Raw genomic sequence first — 19,068 nt, forward strand, 5'->3', positions numbered from 1 at the left:
AGGTAAGCTTATGAAAAGAGGTTGATACCAATGGAAGTAATTAAGATTTCTCCTCGGGGATATTGTTATGGAGTCGTAGATGCAATGGTGCTTGCACGTCAAGCAGCGCAGAATTTAGATCTTCCCCGACCTATATATATATTAGGAATGATCGTTCATAATAGCCATGTCACGAATTCTTTTGAAGATGATGGAATTATTACATTAGATGGTACTAACCGTCTTGATATTCTAGATAAAGTTGAGAGTGGAACCGTTATATTTACGGCCCATGGCGTATCTCCAGAAGTACGTAAGATCGCTCGTGACAAAGGATTAACAACAGTAGATGCGACTTGTCCAGATGTTACGAAGACCCACGTTCTTATTGAAGAGAAGGTTAACGATGGATATGAAGTGATCTACATTGGTAAGGGGGGGCACCCAGAACCAGAAGGCGCTATCGGTATTGCTCCTGATCATGTACATCTCATTGAAAAAGAAGAGGAAATTAAGGATCTTCATTTAGATTCCTCTCGAATTGTCATTACGAATCAGACTACGATGAGTCAATGGGATATTAAGTATATTATGAAAAAATTGTTAGAGAAGTTTCCTTCTGCTGAAGTTCATAATGAAATTTGCTTAGCGACACAAGTACGTCAAGAAGCGGTGGCAGAACAAGCAGGTCAAGCTGATCTAGTTATCGTTGTGGGCGACCCAATGAGTAATAATTCGAATCGTCTGGCTCAAGTATCTGAGGAAATAGCTAACGTTACGGCGTATCGTGTAGGAGATGTAACTGAAATTAAGAGGGAATGGCTCGAAGGCATCTCGAAAGTGGCAGTAACCTCAGGTGCATCTACACCTACACCCATAACGAAGGAAGTTATATTGTACCTAGAACAGTATGACCCTAACAATCCAGAGACATGGGAGACCAAACGAACCGTTAACATGAAGAAACTACTTCCAAACGTTAAAGTGAAAAGTAGTCCAACGACGTAAGATCAATTGTGAAGTAGCTAATGTTAAGTATGACTTATTTTATATGACTCGAAAGAGAGACTCTTCAGCAAGAGCACTCATCTTTCGAGTCTTGTTTTTATGATCACCATGAAGTTCGCTTGACGGAGAATGAGCATTTGATGTATATTTACTTTAGCGATTAAAAGCATAAAAGCGGGTAAGCGTTTAAGTTGAAAAGTGGAGTGTTAAATAGTAAATGATGAGGAAGGATGATATAAATTATGATCGTGATTACATCGAATGTAACGCCAGAAGAACAAATTGGAGAGATTGTGAAGGCAATTGAGAAAGAGGGATTACAAGCTCATGTATCTAAGGGAGCTGACCGTACTGTTATCGGTCTGATTGGCAGTGTAAATCCTAAGCTTGCTGAACATCTACGTCAAATGAAGGGTGTAGAGAACGTAGTTAAGATCTCTAAATCTTATAAACTTGCCAGTAGAGACTTCCACCCTGAGGATACGATCATTGATATTAAAGGTGTGAAGATCGGTGGTAAAGAGATTGTGATTATGGGTGGGCCTTGTGCAGTAGAGTCGGTTGAACAGATCGATGAAATAGCTGCATTAGTCAAAGCTGCTGGAGGACAGGTTTTACGAGGTGGGGCATTCAAACCACGTACGGGACCATATAGCTTCCAAGGTGTTGGGGTAGAAGGTCTTATTATGATGCAAGAAGCGGGTAAGAAACATGGACTATTAACCATTACTGAAGTGATGACGCCTGAGTATGTGGATATATGTGCGGAGTATGCGGATATTTTACAAATTGGTACCCGTAATATGCAGAACTTTGACCTACTTCGCAAGCTAGGTACCTGTGGTAAGCCCGTCCTTCTGAAACGTGGATTCAGTGCTACTTATGATGAGTTGCTAAATGCGGCGGAATACATTCTTGCCGGAGGGAACCCAAATGTGATGTTGTGTGAAAGAGGTATTAGAACATTTGAGTCCTATACTCGTAATACACTAGATTTAGCAGCGATACCTGTTTTACAACAATTAAGTCACCTTCCGGTTATCTCGGATCCAAGTCATGGTACGGGACGACGTGAATTGGTAGAGCCAATGTCCAAAGCTTCTATCGCTGCGGGTGCGAATGGTCTAATCGTTGAAATGCACACAGATCCAGATAACTCGATGACAGGTGACGGAGTGCAGTCCCTATTTCCTGATCAATTTGCAGCTCTATTGAAGGATTTAGAGAAATTGGCACCGTTGGTAGGAAGAACATTTAATACGGAGAAGGCTCCGGCTGAGGCATTTGCTGGTAGACTGTAAGCAAGCCTATGTTTGAATGAATGGATGCATGAGTCACTGAACGTAATTATAAGCTCTGAAGATGAATAGTTTGATTTGCCCACTCCATTTTTTGAAAAAAAATCGGATGTAGTGGGCTATTTTTGTTAGTAATAATTGAAAAATTCATTTATGTCAGGGTTTCTAACATAATCCAAAGAAATACCTGACATATGTATTGACGGTGCAAATGATTAAGCCTTATAATTGCGACAGAAAATAAATGATCATGAACATTGTAAATCATATGGCGGGTTAATGTTCGGAATTTGGGAGGAAGAGACATGTCAGTTGAAAATGTATTGAAAAGTATTGAGGATCATAATATCGAATGGGTGGATTTTCGTTTTGTAGATTTGGCAGGACGTGCCCATCATATTTCAGTACCAGCTTCAGAAGTAGAAGAAGAAACATTTATCAACGGGGTGGCATTTGATGGCTCCTCCATTACCGGTTTTCGTGGCATAGAAGAATCAGATATGGTTATGATGCCTGATCCGGAATCGGTATTTATTGATTCCTTCACTGCCCACCCTACTTTAAATATTATGTGTAATATTCATACACCAGATGGTGAGCGTTATGAGCGTGATCCACGTGGGATTGCTGCCAAAGCTGAAGAGTTTTTGCAAAAGAGCGGTGTAGGTACAACAGCATTCTTCGCACCTGAATCTGAATTTTTCATTTTTGATGATGTACGATATGAAAGTGGCATGAATAGTTCTTCTTTCTTTGTAGATTCAGAAGAGGCTGCATGGAACACGAATCGTAAAGAAGAAGGCGGTAACCTAGGATTCAAAGTTGGGGTTAAAGGTGGATATGTTCCAGTAGCTCCTGTAGATACACAACAAGACATTCGTAGTGAAATGTGCCGTCTACTTGCAGAAGCAGGCTTGCGTGTAGAACGCCATCACCATGAAGTAGCAACAGCGGGTCAAGCTGAGATTAACTTCCGTTTTGATACATTGAAGAAAACAGCAGATAACCTTATGGTATATAAATATATTGTTCACAATACGGCACGCCAATATGGTAAGGTTGCAACATTTATGCCAAAACCTATTTTTGGTGACAATGGTAGTGGGATGCACGTTCACCAATCCATTTTCAATGGCGACACACCTCTTTTCTACGAAAAAGGTGCATACGCAAACTTGAGCGAAATGGCGTTACATTACATCGGTGGTATCTTGTACCATGCTCCAGCTCTAATTGCATTGACTAACCCATCCACGAACTCATTCAAACGTCTAGTTCCTGGTTATGAAGCTCCAGTAAACCTTGTGTACTCCAAAGGTAACCGTTCCGCAGCAGTTCGTATTCCAGTAGCAGCCGTTACACCTAAAGGCTGTCGTATTGAATTCCGTACACCAGACTCTACGGCTAACCCTTATCTTGCGTTCTCAGCTATGCTTATGGCTGGTCTTGACGGAATCAAGAGAAAGATTGATCCTACGGAACTAGGTTATGGACCGATGGATACGAATATTTATGAATTATCTGATGAAGAGAAATCCAAAATCCGTAGCGTTCCTGGAACCTTGGATGAAGCGTTGGATGCATTGGAAGCAGACTTTGAATTCCTTACAGAAGGCGACGTATTTACGAAGTCCTTCATTGATAACTTTATTGATATGAAACGTGCTGAAGCGAAATCCGTTGCAATACGTGTTCATCCACATGAATATGGTCTATATTTCGATTGCTAGAATAGCTATCATACAATCAAATATTAAGTTAATCCTTCGGGCATGCCCGAAGGATTTTGTATATAAAGGGTGCATGGTCCCTTCACACTGTGCCGCTTTAATCCGATAAATAAAAATGAGTCTACCTATAAAAAAATTATATCTCCCGTTTCCGATGAGTTAGTGCAAATCGTACTTGATGGGCTGTAGTAATACTGCTATCATAGCGATATCATATAAGTGCGTGTTCAAAAAGTCGGATTTTCAGCACCAAGAAGATTGGATGAAGATAGGGAGTGAGGAGCGGAGCGTAGGCAGTATCTACGTGAGCACCGGAAGGACCGGCTGAATTCAATATTCGATGTCGAATAAGCTTCTTGGTATACTTCGTGATCAAAAGATGACTTTTTGAACAACCTCTAAGATGAAGAAAGAGAAAGGGTGGGGAGTACACTTGACTAAGAGAGCCTATAATTTTAATGCGGGACCTGCTGCGTTACCGCTCCAAGTTCTAGAACGTGCACAAGCTGAATTTGTAGATTTTAGAAATACAGGTATGTCTATTATGGAGATGTCTCATCGAGGTAAAGTATACGAAGAAGTGCATAATGAAGCAGAGAGCCGTCTGTTATCATTGCTTGGTCATGCGAAGGGATATAAAGTGCTATTCCTACAAGGGGGAGCTAGTACTCAATTTGCAATGTTACCGATGAACCTCCTTCCAAAAGGTAAAGTTGCTAGCTATGTTCACTCTGGAAGTTGGGCTGATAAAGCGATTAAAGAAGCTAAACTTATTGGGGAAACACACATCGCGGCATCCTCTGAGGCTAACAAGTTTATGTCCATACCCGATCTAAGTCAAATTCAATTGTCTGATCATACAGCATATCTTCATGTGACTTCTAACGAAACCATTGAAGGCACACAATACCAACAATACCCGGACACGGGTAGCATTCCATTAATAGCGGATATGTCGAGTGACATTCTAAGTCGCCAGATTGATCTGAATCAATTCGGACTGATCTATGCTGGTGCTCAGAAAAATCTAGGGCCTTCTGGAGTAACCGTTGTTATTGCTCGAGAAGAACTGATTAACGAATCACCTAAGGATATCCCAACCATGTTACGCTATAATACACATCTCTCAAATAATTCTTTGTATAATACACCACCAGCCTTTTCAGTATATATGGTGAATGAAGTATTGAAATGGGTTGAAGAGCAGGGCGCTCTTGAAGGATTAGAGAAGACAAACCGCAAGAAAGCACAGCTAATCTATGATACAATAGACAACAGCGGTGGCTTTTATCGGGGACCTGTTGAACCAGGAAGCCGTTCGATTATGAATATCACATTCCGTCTGACTTCCGAAGAACTTGAGAATCAGTTCATTAAAGAATCAGAGAAGGAAGGTTTTGTAGGTCTCAAGGGGCATCGTAGTGTAGGCGGTTTACGCGCTTCGATCTATAATGCAGTTCCTTATGAGAGTTGTAAAGCATTAACTGATTTCATGTCACATTTCCAAAAAAGTCATGGGTAACGAAAGTTGAACGTCTTCAATTCTCTGATACTCTTAGCCTTCCGCCAACGGTGGAGGGCTTTTGTTTTGTGTAACCTTTAGGGTTATAATCATTAAAAATAGATAGGTGGAGGATATCATCATGGCATTACATATTGTACTTGTAGAGCCGGAAATACCGGCAAATACAGGAAATATATCAAGAACATGCGCAGCAACAGGGGTACATCTACATTTGGTTCACCCTCTTGGGTTTCTTACCGACGATAAAACATTGAAGAGAGCAGGACTAGACTATTGGCATGCTGTCCATATCGAATATCATGATTCCTTCGAAGAGGTTCAGGAGAAGTATGCAGGAAGCCGGTTTTTCTACGCTTCTACGAAAGCATCTCTAAGATACAGTGACTTTGAATTTCAGGATGGAGACTTTTTCGTGTTTGGTAAAGAGACTAAGGGACTGCCTATTGAACTACTTGCAGCTAATCCGGATACATGTATGCGAATACCTATGGGTGAGCAAGTTCGCTCATTAAATCTCTCTAATTCAGCGGCAATAGTTGTGTATGAAGCACTGAGACAGTTAGATTTCGTGGATTTACGATAAAAAATTGTTTATAACAGCAGGATTCGACATAATCATATCGAACTAATAAGATATACCCATTTTATTCGTTGAGGGCGTATTATATTTTTTGGATAGAGGAGTGTAGTACCATTATGAAGCCTGCTGGTGTAGTTCGTAAGGTGGATCAGCTGGGAAGAATCGTTTTACCCAAATCACTGAGAAAAAGATATCAGATGAATGAAGGCGACCCAGTTGAGATTTTAGTGCAAGGTGATCATATCATTTTGGAGAGATATCGTCCGAAATGTGTGTTCTGTGGTTCTGTAGAAGAAGTGAGCGAATTCAAAGAACGCTTTATTTGTGCACAGTGCCAGTCAGAAATGACGGGTCTTCTTGAGGCTTAATGCATGTGACAGGAAGCATCGCGTTTTACCGTGATGCTTTTTTTGTTTAGCTAACGACAAAAAAAGGGCCCCCTCATTAGAGGAAGCCATCCTATCCATGCGAAATTATAGGCCTTTTGTTTTATCATCGTTATACGATGATGTGAGGATGCCGGTCAAGAATAGAGCTAGAACCAATGCAATGATCCAAAAAGTTAATGAAAAAGACATCGTGGCTACCACACCTCCTATAACTACTTTATTATACTTATTATACCATTTAAATTTTATTTAAAAAACAAAAAATTGGTGGGCAGAGAACGAAGACTGCCATCCGAAGGATTATTAACCACTCTACCGTTCAAGATCAGAGAGGAGGAGCCTCCACCATCCAAATTGTAGGCGTCTCGAACACCTAATTGAAACATCTTACCTTGAAGTTCTTGTAAGGTGGCACCAGAACTTCCATTCTCATTGTATCCATCTATGACCATGATCAGTAGTTGATCATCTTTATAGTTTCCTATAACGGTACGTGGTGCTCGTAAAGGCGATGTCTGCCATTGGGTTGGAATGGGTACCTTCTGACCGTTATGTAGGAGTACAGGTACAAAGGTTGCACCAAAAGAGGGATTGAGTTGATCAAGTTCCTCCTTGTTATGGAATTTCCCACCGATAAGTTTACCTGACTTATCTAATCCAACAAACGAGAGATCCTTAAAGCTAGATTCAAAACCGGTTAAATACTCACCATTCAAGATGGTTGTGCTTAGTGGGTATCGTTTTCCTTTACCGTCGGCAAACCCACCTGCGTTAACGCCAGCAACAGCACCAGAGCGTTGGACAGCTTGCATGGTCGTCTCGGAGCCTCCAATAACGTCTCTTCCGAGACTCATATTCATGGCCTTAGGATCCTTTAGCTTTATTTTCATAGCGTAACCTCGGTATGTACCGGGATTCACTTTATAAAGTTCAATAGATATGCGATCACTAGTTACCTTCTCATAAGGGGTACCGAGTTTAGTAGTGATCCTCTTATTGTAAATATCCTCTGGCATATGGGCCTGTGATGTTGTCGTCTTTACAATACTGTTTGTTGTATGAAGTGTTTTCTGGTATAACTCCGATGTGTGACGTATGGTTGAAAGGGTACTATGGACCATATCCTCTGCCATATTTAGATAATTTATAATATCTTCCGTTTGAATAGATTCAGTAGGAATGTAGGTAGCTGTATCGATGTCCAATTCTACTGATCCATGGTTGAGTATGAGACAGAACAAGATTCCTATGAATGGTGCTGTTGCGAGTAGAAAAAGCCGATTGACCTGTTTAACTTGCAATTTCATTTGAGAAGATCCATTTTCTTCTGAAGCGTATTAAGTTGGGTCTTTACTTCATTTAATTGCGTGTATAATTTGTTGCTATTATCGGTTTTACTCGTCGCATTATCCTTGGTGAAGGTAAGTAATTCATTAAATGATTGCACCTTATTGTTCAATACTTCAACTTGAGAAGATAATTCTGTGAATCTCTGTACATATTCTGTTTTTAATAATGTCATTTGCTGTCGGTTGTCCGCTTGGAGTTGTTGGAGCATGTCCTTTTTCAGCTCATTACTATATAAATAGGAAGCAGTTATTCCTATTCCGATCAGTAATATCCACAGCAATAAGAATACTTTTACTGAAGGTTTACGTTTTGCGGTACGACGTTCATTGTAAGGGGCTGGAGAATCCGTTGAGGATTGCAAAATGATCACCTCATCTTTTAATATTTTTTTTCCAAGTTCCCATTCTAACATTACACTATCATTTACGCAAAAACGCAAAATCATATATTTATTCATAATATTGTTCCTATTAATGGAACTTCTGCGATACAATTCTATTATGTCTGTTTAGAATGACTGGGAGGATTATATAGATGTCGTTAGTTTGGAACGTCATTATTTTGGGCGGTCAGCCCACAAGTATGTTAGGAACCAAGTTAATTTTAGAGGAACAGTCTTATTTAAATGTAATAGGAATGGCCTCTGGTTTCTCCGAAGGAATACATATGGTTAAAGAGTTACAGCCAGATTTAATTCTACTGGATTACTTATTACCAAAAGGGAAGTTGGAAGATGTGTTAGGACAGTTAAGAATTCATTCAGCGAAAAGTCATATTGTTATTTTCATAGGTGAAGAAGGCCTTCAAAAGGCTAACAGTTTACTTAGTCTTGGAGCAAGCGGAGTATTATCTCAACAAGCATCTTCAAGGCAACTGCTCCTTCTTATTGAGGGATTGCGTGAAGGGTACGCATTTATGCCGCTTCAATGGTTGAAGAAAGGGATATGGCCAGCAGAGGTACCCCCAAGTACTCAGGATCTGTTCCATCTGTCTGAGACGGAGGTGTTAATCATGGAGCGTATTGTAAGAGGGATCACTTACGATAGAATAGCACTCGAAATTGAGCTTAGCAGAAGATCTATTGATAATTATTTGCGAAGGATATATGTGAAGTTAGGGGTTAGTACGCGAGCGCAGGCGATTGAGAAATTCGCTGTTTATACGTATCCGATTCGGTCTCTATATACATAGTAATGAAAGATATCTACTATTTCTTAGCATAATTTACCCTGTTTTAGAATACCCATTAGGGCTGTAGGTGAGTGAAGAGAAAAGTAGAGGAGGTTGTATCATGAAATATTCTTTTGCTTCACGTGCAGAATGGATTATGTCTTCTCCATTAGAGAATATCCAATCGTATTCCCGACAGAGCTCATTTATATCACTCGCAGAGGAACTTCCAGCGGAAGATCTATTTCCACTTACTCCTTTACATACTGCAGCAGCAGCTGTTTTCTCGAGTCATCCCATGGCGTTGCAGTATGGAGACCCACAAGGGTACATGCCACTTCGCGAGTGGCTAAGCTCCGAGTGGAATCAGCACAAAGGAATCAGTGTAGACACGAGTCAAATTCTTCTAACTACAGGAAGCCAGCAAGCCATGGATTTATTAGCACGAGTGTATGTAGATATAGGTGATGCTGTACTTGTTGAGAATCCTACTTCACCGGGTAGTCTGCAAATATTACGGATGCAAGGTGCCAACATTATTCCTGTAGATGGAGATCATGAAGGGTTAAACCTTCAACAATTAGAAGAGCTCATCGAGACTAAAACTCCGAAGTTGCTATTTATTTCTCCTAATTTTACGAATCCAACAGGAGTTCTGTGGAGCCTTAAGCGACGACAACAAGTATTAGAACTATGTCGACAGAAGCAGGTTCTAATTATAGAGGATGACTCTTACGGGGATCTTTATTTTAATCAAATAAGTGATCCTACTACTTTCAGAATACAGTACCCCTCATTATTCGCACTGGATGGTCACGGTGAGGGTGGACAAGTGTTATATGTCGGATCATTCAGCAAAACAGTGGCACCAGGGCTAAGAACAGGATGGGCAGTGGGTCATCGGAAATTGATTGAGGTAATGCGTGCAGCGAAGCAATTAGCGGACTGGCAATCCAGTAACTTGAATCAACGATTATTGTACGAGTTACTGGAATCTACAACATTCGACTGGTATGAACATGTTGCTCTATTAAAACGTGAGTATAGCATTCGTCTGAAGCTGATGAATGAGTTATTAAAGCGTCCTGCTTGGAAAGATGCTAGGTATGATCTACCTTCCGGAGGAATGTTCCTATGGATACGATTGCCTGATGGGCTGCGGAGCGAAGCTTTACTTAAATGCTCTATCCGTAAAGGGGTGGCATTCTGTCCAGGAACATTATGTTTCGCGAACAAGGCAGAAGGTTTGGGGACCATTCGACTTAATTTCACCCATCCTGGACGAGATGAATTATTGCTAGGGATGCATCTGATCGGCGAGGCCATGAACGAATTCACAGCTAGGAGTTAAATGATTATTCTGAATCCGTGGGATATTCTATAAGTGTAGCTATAGATTGAAGTGAAGAGGGCACCTCTAAGACACCTTGATACTGATCTAAGGCAGCAAGACCTACGGAGGTAAGAATATAACGACCGCGAGAGACCCGTTCAAACCACCCATAATAATTGTTTTGTAGGATGGAAGCTACATTAGCTACTCCGGTAGTAGCACGTATCGACGCTGGAGAGATACCGCAGTCTTCGGCATTTCGTAGAGGCAATGCGACGCGAAGTGCTTTTTCTCTATAAGCTGTGACGAGCTTCGCGCGATTACTTCCACCTATATTGTAATCACCACTACGTTCACGGAATTCATCAATTAGCTTGGATTGACGGCGTTTATTTCTTGTTTGAGGTTGTACTTGTGCCATTGGCGTAGTGAGAATCTCTACAATAGGCTTCTTAGTCTTGTAAAAGGTAATTGTGATTAGACCTAGACCTAGACGTCTACAGAGAACCGACAACTCACTCCAACGCTGGTTTACTGCTCCACGCTTGGCGCGACTACGTTCTACAGCTAAATAGACGTTAGAACTCATCTTGAGGCGTTCCATCCCTTGTAATAACAACGAGAGATTGAATGTCTTTTTCATTTCCACAATTAGAGGTTCAGCTAAATCCTCCTTTACTCCGACCAGATCACAATGGCGTACTTCTCCTTTAATGACAAATCCCTGGTTTTCAAAAAAAAGTTTTAATGGTTCATATAGCTCCGTTTCGTGTTGAATGGCCATGTAGATGTCTCCTTCACTGACTTTATTCATGATGAGTAATGATTAATTATAGCATTTCTAAAAAGGCAAACTCTATATTGATAAAAAATAGGTCAACTAAACTCACTTTCTTGCATAGGTATGTAGTACACTTTTTCAAACGATAAGGGGTTGACCCGTGACACATTTAGAAATATAAGCAGGAATAGGTTTCACACTATACTGGATCCTTATATTTCACGCAGAAGCCGGTTCTACTTGGAGATGCCAGTTCTAAACATAAGTCATAGGAGGTACCAATCATGGATATTTTCGAACGAGTAGCAGCCTATCGTGCAGAGAGTAATCAGTTGGAGTGGAGTGGGACATTCAAAGATTACATTGAATTGCTTCGAAAAGATCCTACACCTGCCATGACTGCCCATGCTCGTGTGTATGAAATGATCGAATCATTTGGCACAGAAGTGGTCAATGGGCATAAGAGGTATAAGTTTTTTGAACAGGAGATCTTCGGATTAGATCGTTCTGTAGAGAGGCTTGTGGAAGAGTATTTCCACTCCTCAGCAAGGCGATTAGATGTTCGTAAGCGGATATTATTGCTCATGGGCCCTGTAAGTGGAGGGAAATCAACCATCGTAACCCTTTTAAAGCGTGGTATGGAGAGGTTCACCAAGACGGATAAAGGGGCAGTGTACGCGATTGAGGGTTGTCCGATGCATGAAGAACCACTACATTTGATTCCTCTGGACCTTCGTCCCGAAGTCGAGAAAGAGCTGGGGGTTCGTATAGAAGGAAGTTTATGCCCTTCTTGCCAAATGCGATTAAAGACAGAATACGGTGGAGATATTGAAAAGGTAAATGTGCAGCGGGTATTGATATCTGAAGAAGGACGTATCGGGATTGGAACGTTTAGTCCATCGGATCCGAAGTCCCAGGACATTGCGGATTTAACGGGTAGTATAGACTTTTCTACGATTACGGAATTTGGTTCGGAGTCAGATCCTCGTGCTTATCGATTCGATGGTGAGTTAAATAAAGCGAATCGGGGCTTAATGGAATTTCAAGAGATGTTGAAATGTGATGAGAAGTTTCTGTGGAACCTCCTTTCTTTGACACAAGAAGGGAACTTCAAAGCCGGAAGGTTTGCTCTAATATCAGCAGATGAACTCATTATTGCTCATACGAATGAATCCGAGTATAAGTCCTTTATTTCTAACAAGAAGAATGAAGCTCTACAATCACGTATGATTGTTATGCCCATACCGTACAATCTGAAGGTCTCTGAGGAAGAGAAGATCTATTCAAAATTAATTGGACAAAGTGATATGAAACATATTCATATTGCCCCACATGCACTTAAAGCTGCCGCAATTTTCTCCATTCTGACGCGTCTCAAAGAGACTAAGAAACAAGGGATGGATCTTGTCAAAAAAATGCGTATGTACGATGGGGAAGAAGTCGAAGGGTATAAAGAAGCTGATCTGAAAGAAATGCAGAATGAATATCTAGATGAAGGAATGTCGGGCGTAGATCCTCGTTATGTTATTAACCGGATTTCTAGTGCTCTAATTAAGCAAGATCTTCAGTGTATCAATGCACTTGATGTACTGAGAGCTATCAAGGATGGGTTGGATCAACATGCATCCATTACGAAAGAAGAGCGTGAGCGGTATCTGAATTTCATAGCGATTGCCCGTAAAGAATACGATGAACTGGCTAAGAAGGAAATTCAGAAGGCGTTTGTATATTCTTTTGAAGAATCAGCCAAAACTTTATTTGAGAATTACCTCGACAACATAGAAGCATTCTGCAATTGGTCCAAAATTCGAGATCCGCTGACGGATGAGGAGATGGATCCGGACGAAAGACTGATGCGTTCCATAGAAGAACAGATTGGGGTCTCTGAGAATGCTAAGAAAGCATTCCGTGAGGAAATTCTAATCCGAATCTCTGCCTATTCCAGAAAGGGTAGAAAGTTCGAATACAACAATCACGATCGGCTTCGTGAAGCGATAGAGAAGAAACTCTTCGTTGATCTTAAAGACATCGTGAAGATTACAACGTCGACCAAGACACCAGATGGAAACCAATTGAAACGAATTAATGAGGTAAGTAAACGACTTATTAATGATCATGGGTACTGCCCGATCTGTGCTAATGAGTTGTTGAAATATGTGGGAAGTTTGCTGAATAGGTAATGGGAGTGATTAGGAAATAAATATATAAATAACCTCTAGACTCTATAACTGAGAACTGGAGGTTATTTGTATTGTAAACAATTGGTTGTGCGTTATAATATATAGGACAAGTGTATCATGTAGATATAGATTCAAAAGAGAGAGTAGGTTGAGTTTGTAGTGGCTTCTATTCATGATGTAGCAAAGGAAGCAGGCGTGTCTGTTGCAACCGTTTCCAAGGTTATCAATAACTACCCAGACGTTAGTGATAAAACAAGAAAAAAGGTAAAGATTGCAATCCAACTTCTGAGATATCAACCGAATGTAGTCGCACGTGGATTAGTGAAAGGACGTTCTTGGACTGTAGGTGTATTAATTAACATTCCATTTACGAATCCTTACGTAGCTGAGTTATTAGAGGGGATTAAGACAGCATTAGAACATAGTGGATATGACCTCATGAAATTGTCTACCCGACTTGATGATCCAAGTTACTCCTTTATTGATCATTGTCAGAGTCGTAATTTGGATGGTATTGTGGTGTTTGGTGTGGAATACGATAATCCTAATTTAGAGCAACTTATTCAATCAGAAGTTCCCGCTATGTTTATAGATACGGCATTAACAGGGAAACGTGCTGGTAATATTACAACAGACAATGAGAACGCTGTAGAGTTAGCAGTACAGCACTTATATGATTTAGGCCATCGTAAGATCTCTTACATTTCAGGAGTGCTAGGACATATTGCTGCAGATGGTAGATATAATGGATATAGGAAACAATTAGAATTTTTAAACCTTCCATTTGAACCTTCCTATTTGAAAATATGCGACTATTCATTTGAAGGGGGAAGCGCTTCCACAAGAGAGCTGCTCTCATTACCTGAACCACCAACAGGTATTATATGTACTTCGGATATGGCTGCATTTGGGACAATTCATGAGATCGAAGAACAAGGAATGTCCGTTCCACAAGATATATCTGTTATAGGGTTTGATAATACATACTATGCGCAGGTATTTAAACCAGCATTAACGACAATTAATCAGAACGTACATAATATCGGAATTAGAGCCATTGAACATTTACTAGTCATGATTGAGAATTCTAATTCTCAACCACCCATTTTGACAGAGCCATCGAATCTTGTCATTAGGCAATCGACAGGGAAGCCAAGGGAATACTAACGGATATCACAAAAAGGACACACACATTTGCGTGTCCTTTTAGTTATGACATGGTTTAGACGAATTTTCTAGCTGCTTTTTTTCCGTCGAATGTAAAGAGTACCGTTTTATCTTCCATCGTTGTTTCTAAGTGAATGGTCCTACCCCAGAGCTTATGAACGTAGGGAAGAGTCTGCTCAACATACTTTAGATCCAATTCAGATCCTTCATACATATGTTTTAAATATAATTCTCCGTTATCTTCATAGTTACCATCTTGAACGACTAGGTAAGGGAAGCCACCATTTACGCGTGAGTAGACGAGTTGATCACGAATGTTCTCCCATGATTTATCTGTTATTTTCCATTCGGGACCCTTCTTCTCAAATACATACAAGTCTAAATCATTCACAAGCTCTTTCGTCATATAATTGCTTATGAAAGAGGTGTCTGAGTCTAGTTCTCGTACTTCAAATATTTTGCTTCGTCCCTGCCCAGATTGAAGAGAAGAGGAATGTGAATGTAAATCGTTCCCTTTAGGGGAGTCCCAACGTTTCTCGATATCCTCAAAAATTTTCAGTCCCAGATAATAAGGGTTTAGGCTATTCTTTGACGGTTGAACAACCCCAGAATTGAGTTTGGCATATTCAATGGTTTCTTCGGAAGTCAGATCCAGTTCTCTTAAGATTCGTTGATGCCAATAACTGGCCCATCCTTCATTCATAATTTTGGTTTCCATTTGTGGCCAGAAGTAGAGCATTTCATCTCTAAGCATCGTTAGAATATCGCGTTGCCAAGGTTCTAAATTAGGCGAGAATTCTTGGATGAACCACAAGAGATCCTTCTCTGGACGTGGAGGGAATTTCTTGGGTTGGTTTGTGGGATTCGTAGTATTTGTAGCGTCCTGATCTAATTCCCATAGATCCTCGAACCCGGTTATCGGCTTATCGGCCTTCTCGTGTCCAGAGTCTGTTATACCATCTCCATTACGGTCATAACGATTCCGACGGTAGGGACTAACTAGATCAGGGTCGACATGCTCTTGAATCGCTAACACAGCATCTAGGAATTCCTCAATTCGTTGGCTACCATACTTGATTTCGTACTGGCTGATTCGCTCGGCTGTGGCAGACATACTCTCAACCATTGCGGGATTTGTTTTACTGAACCGCGCATTATTCTTAAAAAAGTCGCAGTGAGCAAGAACATGGGCAACGATTAATTTGTTCTGAATTAACGAATTTCCATCAAGTAAGAAAGCGTAGCAGGGGTTGGAATTGATGACAAGCTCATAAATTTTGGATAAACCGAAATCGTACTGTGTCTTCATTTTGTGGAATGTTTTTCCGAAGGACCAGTGTGAGAATCGGATCGGCATTCCGTAAGCTCCAAAAGTGTAGATAATGTCCGCTGGACATATTTCGTAACGCATAGGATAGAAATCCAATCCGAATCCAGTGGCTATTTCAGTAATTTCTGCTATGGAACGCTCTAATGCGGTTATTTCATCCGGATGCATGTTATTGAGCTTCCCCCTTTCCTGTTCTGTAAGGAGAAAAATTAGATTCTTATTATGTGTATGTGGAGAGATGTAGAGATATTCAATGGGCGTTCTTATAGTTATGTTGTATGATAAGGAAGTGTGTCAAATGAGCGGGCATCAATGGTGAGCAGAACATTCTAGGTATGAAATAGAGATTTACATAAAAAAGATAAGCCTAGAAATAGCACAGAAATGCTCAGTATGTTATTGTAGTTAGTTATAAGAAACTAGTTACGAATATATTATTGTTAAAAAAATACAATGGTTTCATTTCATGTTGGAGGTAAACACATGACTTTAATTAATACGTTAATAAATCAGGATGAATTTACTGGCTTTTATATATTGAAAGAGCTGGAAGTCAAACAGACGAACGGGACTCCCCCGAAGGATTACTTCGATATTGTCCTGGGCGATTCCAGTGGTCAACTCTCAGCTAAATTCTGGGATGCTAGTGCAACAGATAAGGAAACATTTTTCCCTATGGATCTCGTAAAGGTTCAGGGCATCGCACACACTTATCGTGAACGGCTACAGGTCAAAATCTCGAAGATGCGTAAGGTCACGGATGAAGATGGTGTGACGATCACTGATTTTATTCGTGCGGCTCCGATTCAGCCTATAGATCTGATGTATACCATTAAGCAGACAATGGAAAGTATTCAAGATGAAGAGATGCGTACTATTGTTAACTTCTGCGTTACTAAAGTAGAAGATAAATTAATGCATTATCCTGCTGCCAAAATGCACCATCATGCCTTTTACGCAGGACTTTCTTATCATATGGTACGCATGTTGGAACTTGGAGAATTCATCTGCAAACAGAGACCTTTCTTAAATGCAGACCTGATCAAAGCAGGTATTATTCTTCATGACATAGCGAAGACGGAGGAACTGACAGCAGAGCTTGGTATCGTCAAAGAATATAGTGTTCAAGGTAAGCTGCTAGGTCATATCTCCATGGCGTCGAATTGGATTACGGAAGCTGCAATAAGATGTGATATTGATCTTCATTCTGAAAAAGTGATCTGTCTACAACATATGGTCTTATCACATCACAACTTGGGTGAATGGGGAAGTCCGGTTCAACCTCAAATGGCAGAAGCCGTTGCCCTTCATTTCATTGATGCGATGGATGCCAAACTACAGATGGTAGAGGATGCACTCGATACAACACCAGAGACAGAGGAATGGACGCCGTTCATTCGTGGATTAGAGAATAAAGCTATTTATCGTATGAAGAAGGAGCTATAACATATGTCTTTAGAAATTGAACGTAAGTTCCTACTACCTGAAATATCAGAATCGTTAGTAGGTGAAGGGAAGCTGCAATTCCGTTCAGAACACCGGATAGAGCAGACATATATAGCGCTCGATACGGATCAGGAATTGAGAGTGCGGAGGATTATTGACCTAGAAACGAATGAGATGTCGTTCACACATACCTTCAAGAAAGGCAATGGTCTGGCTCGCGAGGAGATTGAATATTCCATCTCAGAGGGGATATATGATCAAATTGTACAAGCATTTGATGCGATTCCGTTAACGAAGAACCGAATTACGGCAGTGTGGGAAGGTATGGTTGTTGAAATTGATTGTTATGACCAAATTGATCTGATGGTAGTTGAGGTTGAATTTGATTCCTTAGAGGAAGCGAATGCCTTCGTAGCACCCGATTGGTTCGGTAAAGATATAAGCTCAGAGAAGCAGTATAGTAATAAGAAGGTATGGATCGATCTTCAAGCAAAGTTTTCTGAATAAGATGAGATAGACCGCAATTTCTCACGCGGTCTATTTCGTTATAAAAGTGACTCTCTCAGCATATCTATGTTAAAAAGAGAGAGGCGTGAAATGATGGAGACTCAAGTAAAACGGTATTTCCAACTGAAAAAGAAGCAAAAAGAAATAGAGCAGGAATTAGGAGATCTACGAAATGAAATTATCAATCACTGCATAGAACAAGAGCTAACAGAGCTCCAAATGGGTCCTTACCAGGTGAAGATTGTCTCTCAGGAGCGAAAGGAATATGACGATAACAAGTTATATGCCGCTTTACCCGATCCTAGTGTGTGGAAGATGATCTCTAAAGCAGATCCTACCAAGATTGCTAGTCTTATTAAGTTGAATGTCATTTCAGAAGATACCGTGAGAGATACACTATCCATTAAGAAAATTTCATTGCTTCAAGTGAATCGGAACTCATGAAGGTCATGAATAACACCCTTGCTCCCTCCCAAAAAAATGGGAAGGGAGCAAGGGTGTTATTCTTTAAAAGAATAATATTTAGTGAAATGAATATGGACCAAATCTTAATCTCCATAATTGGATTGATGTACGTCACATATCTTTCTTCTAGATAACGTTACTTCTTCAACCTGCAGATTGTCCCCGCGCAACGGATTTATGCTTAAATTACCCATTTTAATTTCGTGGTATGTTTAGCTGTAGGTGACCATACTCTGTGTGAAATGTACGCGTATAATCACTGTTAGGAGTAACTCCTTATTTCACACTCATGCGGGCATATTTTTCATAGTCCTCGGTCACAGATACCTTTTTTAAGTATCCACCTGAAATAGGCTATTAAATTTTATACTATTAGTGACTGTATTTTGGCACCAACTAAAGTGTTTCTTAAAGATATCTTCATTTGATGCCTCCACTTTTTTTTTAATATATCATAACATTAAATTCTATATATACTAATAAATACATGTATTTGGTTTTGTTTATTAATGACTAAACTCGGTAATATAGTGGTTTAATTCTTGTTAAATTCCTTGAATTACCTCCTGTGGCGATGAAATTGCACCACTCTTGTTATCTAAACGCATTTTAGAACGAGAGTACCTACTTTGCCATTACACTTGTCGAAGTGTTCCTTAATCAATATGAGGTCTTGCTCATCATCTATTTTTGCATAATTGTCTGTATTCTTCAGCAGCTAGCCAACGATAATAGGCACTTTTACTGACGTTCGCCATTTTAAAAGATAATACGTCATCTTCTCTAATTGGTGCTTACGGATCGTACGGTTTATGAGTTCGAAGCACTCA

The 19,068-nt window shown here is 40.3% G+C and carries 17 protein-coding genes; 13 read left to right on the plus strand and 4 right to left on the minus strand.

Annotation, left to right across the window (positions count from 1 at the left end; genetic code table 11):
* Positions 1–30 precede the first annotated feature (30 nt).
* The 6 genes from AC1D69_RS05280 to AC1D69_RS05305 all read left to right on the plus strand — a co-directional run bounded on the left by AC1D69_RS05280 (position 31) and on the right by AC1D69_RS05305 (position 6,488).
* A complete protein-coding gene (locus AC1D69_RS05280; protein ID WP_495455093.1) occupies positions 31–987 on the plus strand; it encodes a 4-hydroxy-3-methylbut-2-enyl diphosphate reductase in 957 nt (318 codons plus the stop codon).
* 242 nt (positions 988–1,229) lie between these two features.
* Positions 1,230–2,288, plus strand: a complete 1,059-nt coding sequence (gene aroF / locus AC1D69_RS05285) for a 3-deoxy-7-phosphoheptulonate synthase (protein ID WP_495455094.1) — start codon at positions 1,230–1,232, stop codon at positions 2,286–2,288.
* A 302-nt stretch (positions 2,289–2,590) separates the two neighbouring features.
* A complete protein-coding gene (gene glnA, locus AC1D69_RS05290) occupies positions 2,591–4,015 on the plus strand; it encodes a type I glutamate--ammonia ligase (protein WP_495455095.1) in 1,425 nt (474 codons plus the stop codon).
* 433 nt (positions 4,016–4,448) lie between these two features.
* Complete coding sequence (gene serC, locus AC1D69_RS05295; protein WP_495455299.1) at positions 4,449–5,537, plus strand: 3-phosphoserine/phosphohydroxythreonine transaminase; 1,089 nt, start codon at positions 4,449–4,451, stop codon at positions 5,535–5,537.
* A 121-nt stretch (positions 5,538–5,658) separates the two neighbouring features.
* On the plus strand, positions 5,659–6,123 hold the full coding sequence (gene trmL / locus AC1D69_RS05300; protein WP_495455096.1) for a tRNA (uridine(34)/cytosine(34)/5-carboxymethylaminomethyluridine(34)-2'-O)-methyltransferase TrmL: 465 nt from the start codon (positions 5,659–5,661) through the stop codon (positions 6,121–6,123).
* Positions 6,124–6,236: 113 nt separating this feature from the next.
* The gene (locus tag AC1D69_RS05305; RefSeq protein WP_495455097.1) at positions 6,237–6,488 is read left to right on the plus strand and encodes an AbrB/MazE/SpoVT family DNA-binding domain-containing protein; all 252 of its coding nucleotides are present in this window, start codon (positions 6,237–6,239) and stop codon (positions 6,486–6,488) included.
* A 266-nt stretch (positions 6,489–6,754) separates the two neighbouring features.
* On the opposite strand, the gene AC1D69_RS05310 is transcribed toward AC1D69_RS05305, so the two are convergent.
* Positions 6,755–7,816, minus strand: coding sequence for a phosphodiester glycosidase family protein (locus tag AC1D69_RS05310; RefSeq protein ID WP_495455098.1), 1,062 nt, complete (start codon positions 7,814–7,816; stop codon positions 6,755–6,757).
* Positions 7,813–8,220, minus strand: a complete 408-nt coding sequence (locus tag AC1D69_RS05315; protein ID WP_495455300.1) for a hypothetical protein — start codon at positions 8,218–8,220, stop codon at positions 7,813–7,815. The genes AC1D69_RS05310 and AC1D69_RS05315 overlap by 4 nt, the downstream gene beginning before the upstream one ends.
* Positions 8,221–8,393: 173 nt before the next feature.
* Here AC1D69_RS05315 and AC1D69_RS05320 point away from each other — a divergent pair, with 173 nt between their 5' ends.
* Together AC1D69_RS05320 and AC1D69_RS05325 are read left to right on the plus strand one after the other, a co-directional pair.
* Positions 8,394–9,050 carry a response regulator gene (locus AC1D69_RS05320; RefSeq protein ID WP_495455099.1) on the plus strand — a complete coding sequence of 219 codons (657 nt, stop codon included), beginning with the start codon at positions 8,394–8,396 and terminating at the stop codon, positions 9,048–9,050.
* A gap of 100 nt (positions 9,051–9,150) precedes the next feature.
* Complete coding sequence (locus AC1D69_RS05325) at positions 9,151–10,380, plus strand: aminotransferase-like domain-containing protein (RefSeq protein WP_495455100.1); 1,230 nt, start codon at positions 9,151–9,153, stop codon at positions 10,378–10,380.
* Positions 10,381–10,384: 4 nt separating this feature from the next.
* Here the strand turns inward: AC1D69_RS05325 and AC1D69_RS05330 are convergent, their stop codons facing one another.
* Positions 10,385–11,146 (minus strand): DUF2161 domain-containing phosphodiesterase, encoded by a 762-nt coding sequence (locus AC1D69_RS05330; protein ID WP_495455101.1) that lies wholly within the window; start codon positions 11,144–11,146, stop codon positions 10,385–10,387.
* A 281-nt stretch (positions 11,147–11,427) separates the two neighbouring features.
* Between AC1D69_RS05330 and AC1D69_RS05335 the strand changes: the two genes are divergently transcribed.
* Positions 11,428–13,323, plus strand: coding sequence for a PrkA family serine protein kinase (locus AC1D69_RS05335; RefSeq protein WP_495455102.1), 1,896 nt, complete (start codon positions 11,428–11,430; stop codon positions 13,321–13,323).
* 159 nt (positions 13,324–13,482) lie between these two features.
* Positions 13,483–14,490 (plus strand): LacI family DNA-binding transcriptional regulator, encoded by a 1,008-nt coding sequence (locus AC1D69_RS05340; RefSeq protein WP_495455103.1) that lies wholly within the window; start codon positions 13,483–13,485, stop codon positions 14,488–14,490.
* A 55-nt stretch (positions 14,491–14,545) separates the two neighbouring features.
* Here the strand turns inward: AC1D69_RS05340 and AC1D69_RS05345 are convergent, their stop codons facing one another.
* Positions 14,546–15,988 (minus strand): SpoVR family protein, encoded by a 1,443-nt coding sequence (locus AC1D69_RS05345; RefSeq protein WP_495455104.1) that lies wholly within the window; start codon positions 15,986–15,988, stop codon positions 14,546–14,548.
* Between the two features lie 315 nt (positions 15,989–16,303).
* On the opposite strand from AC1D69_RS05345, the gene AC1D69_RS05350 reads away from it, so the two are divergent.
* The 3 genes from AC1D69_RS05350 to AC1D69_RS05360 all read left to right on the plus strand — a co-directional run bounded on the left by AC1D69_RS05350 (position 16,304) and on the right by AC1D69_RS05360 (position 18,217).
* Positions 16,304–17,266 (plus strand): 3'-5' exoribonuclease YhaM family protein, encoded by a 963-nt coding sequence (locus tag AC1D69_RS05350; RefSeq protein WP_495455105.1) that lies wholly within the window; start codon positions 16,304–16,306, stop codon positions 17,264–17,266.
* Positions 17,267–17,269: 3 nt separating this feature from the next.
* Complete coding sequence (locus tag AC1D69_RS05355) at positions 17,270–17,773, plus strand: CYTH domain-containing protein (RefSeq protein ID WP_495455106.1); 504 nt, start codon at positions 17,270–17,272, stop codon at positions 17,771–17,773.
* 93 nt (positions 17,774–17,866) lie between these two features.
* The gene (locus AC1D69_RS05360) at positions 17,867–18,217 is read left to right on the plus strand and encodes a hypothetical protein (protein WP_495455301.1); all 351 of its coding nucleotides are present in this window, start codon (positions 17,867–17,869) and stop codon (positions 18,215–18,217) included.
* Positions 18,218–19,068: the final 851 nt, after the last annotated feature.

The organism is Paenibacillus sp. Y301 (assembly GCF_059445505.1).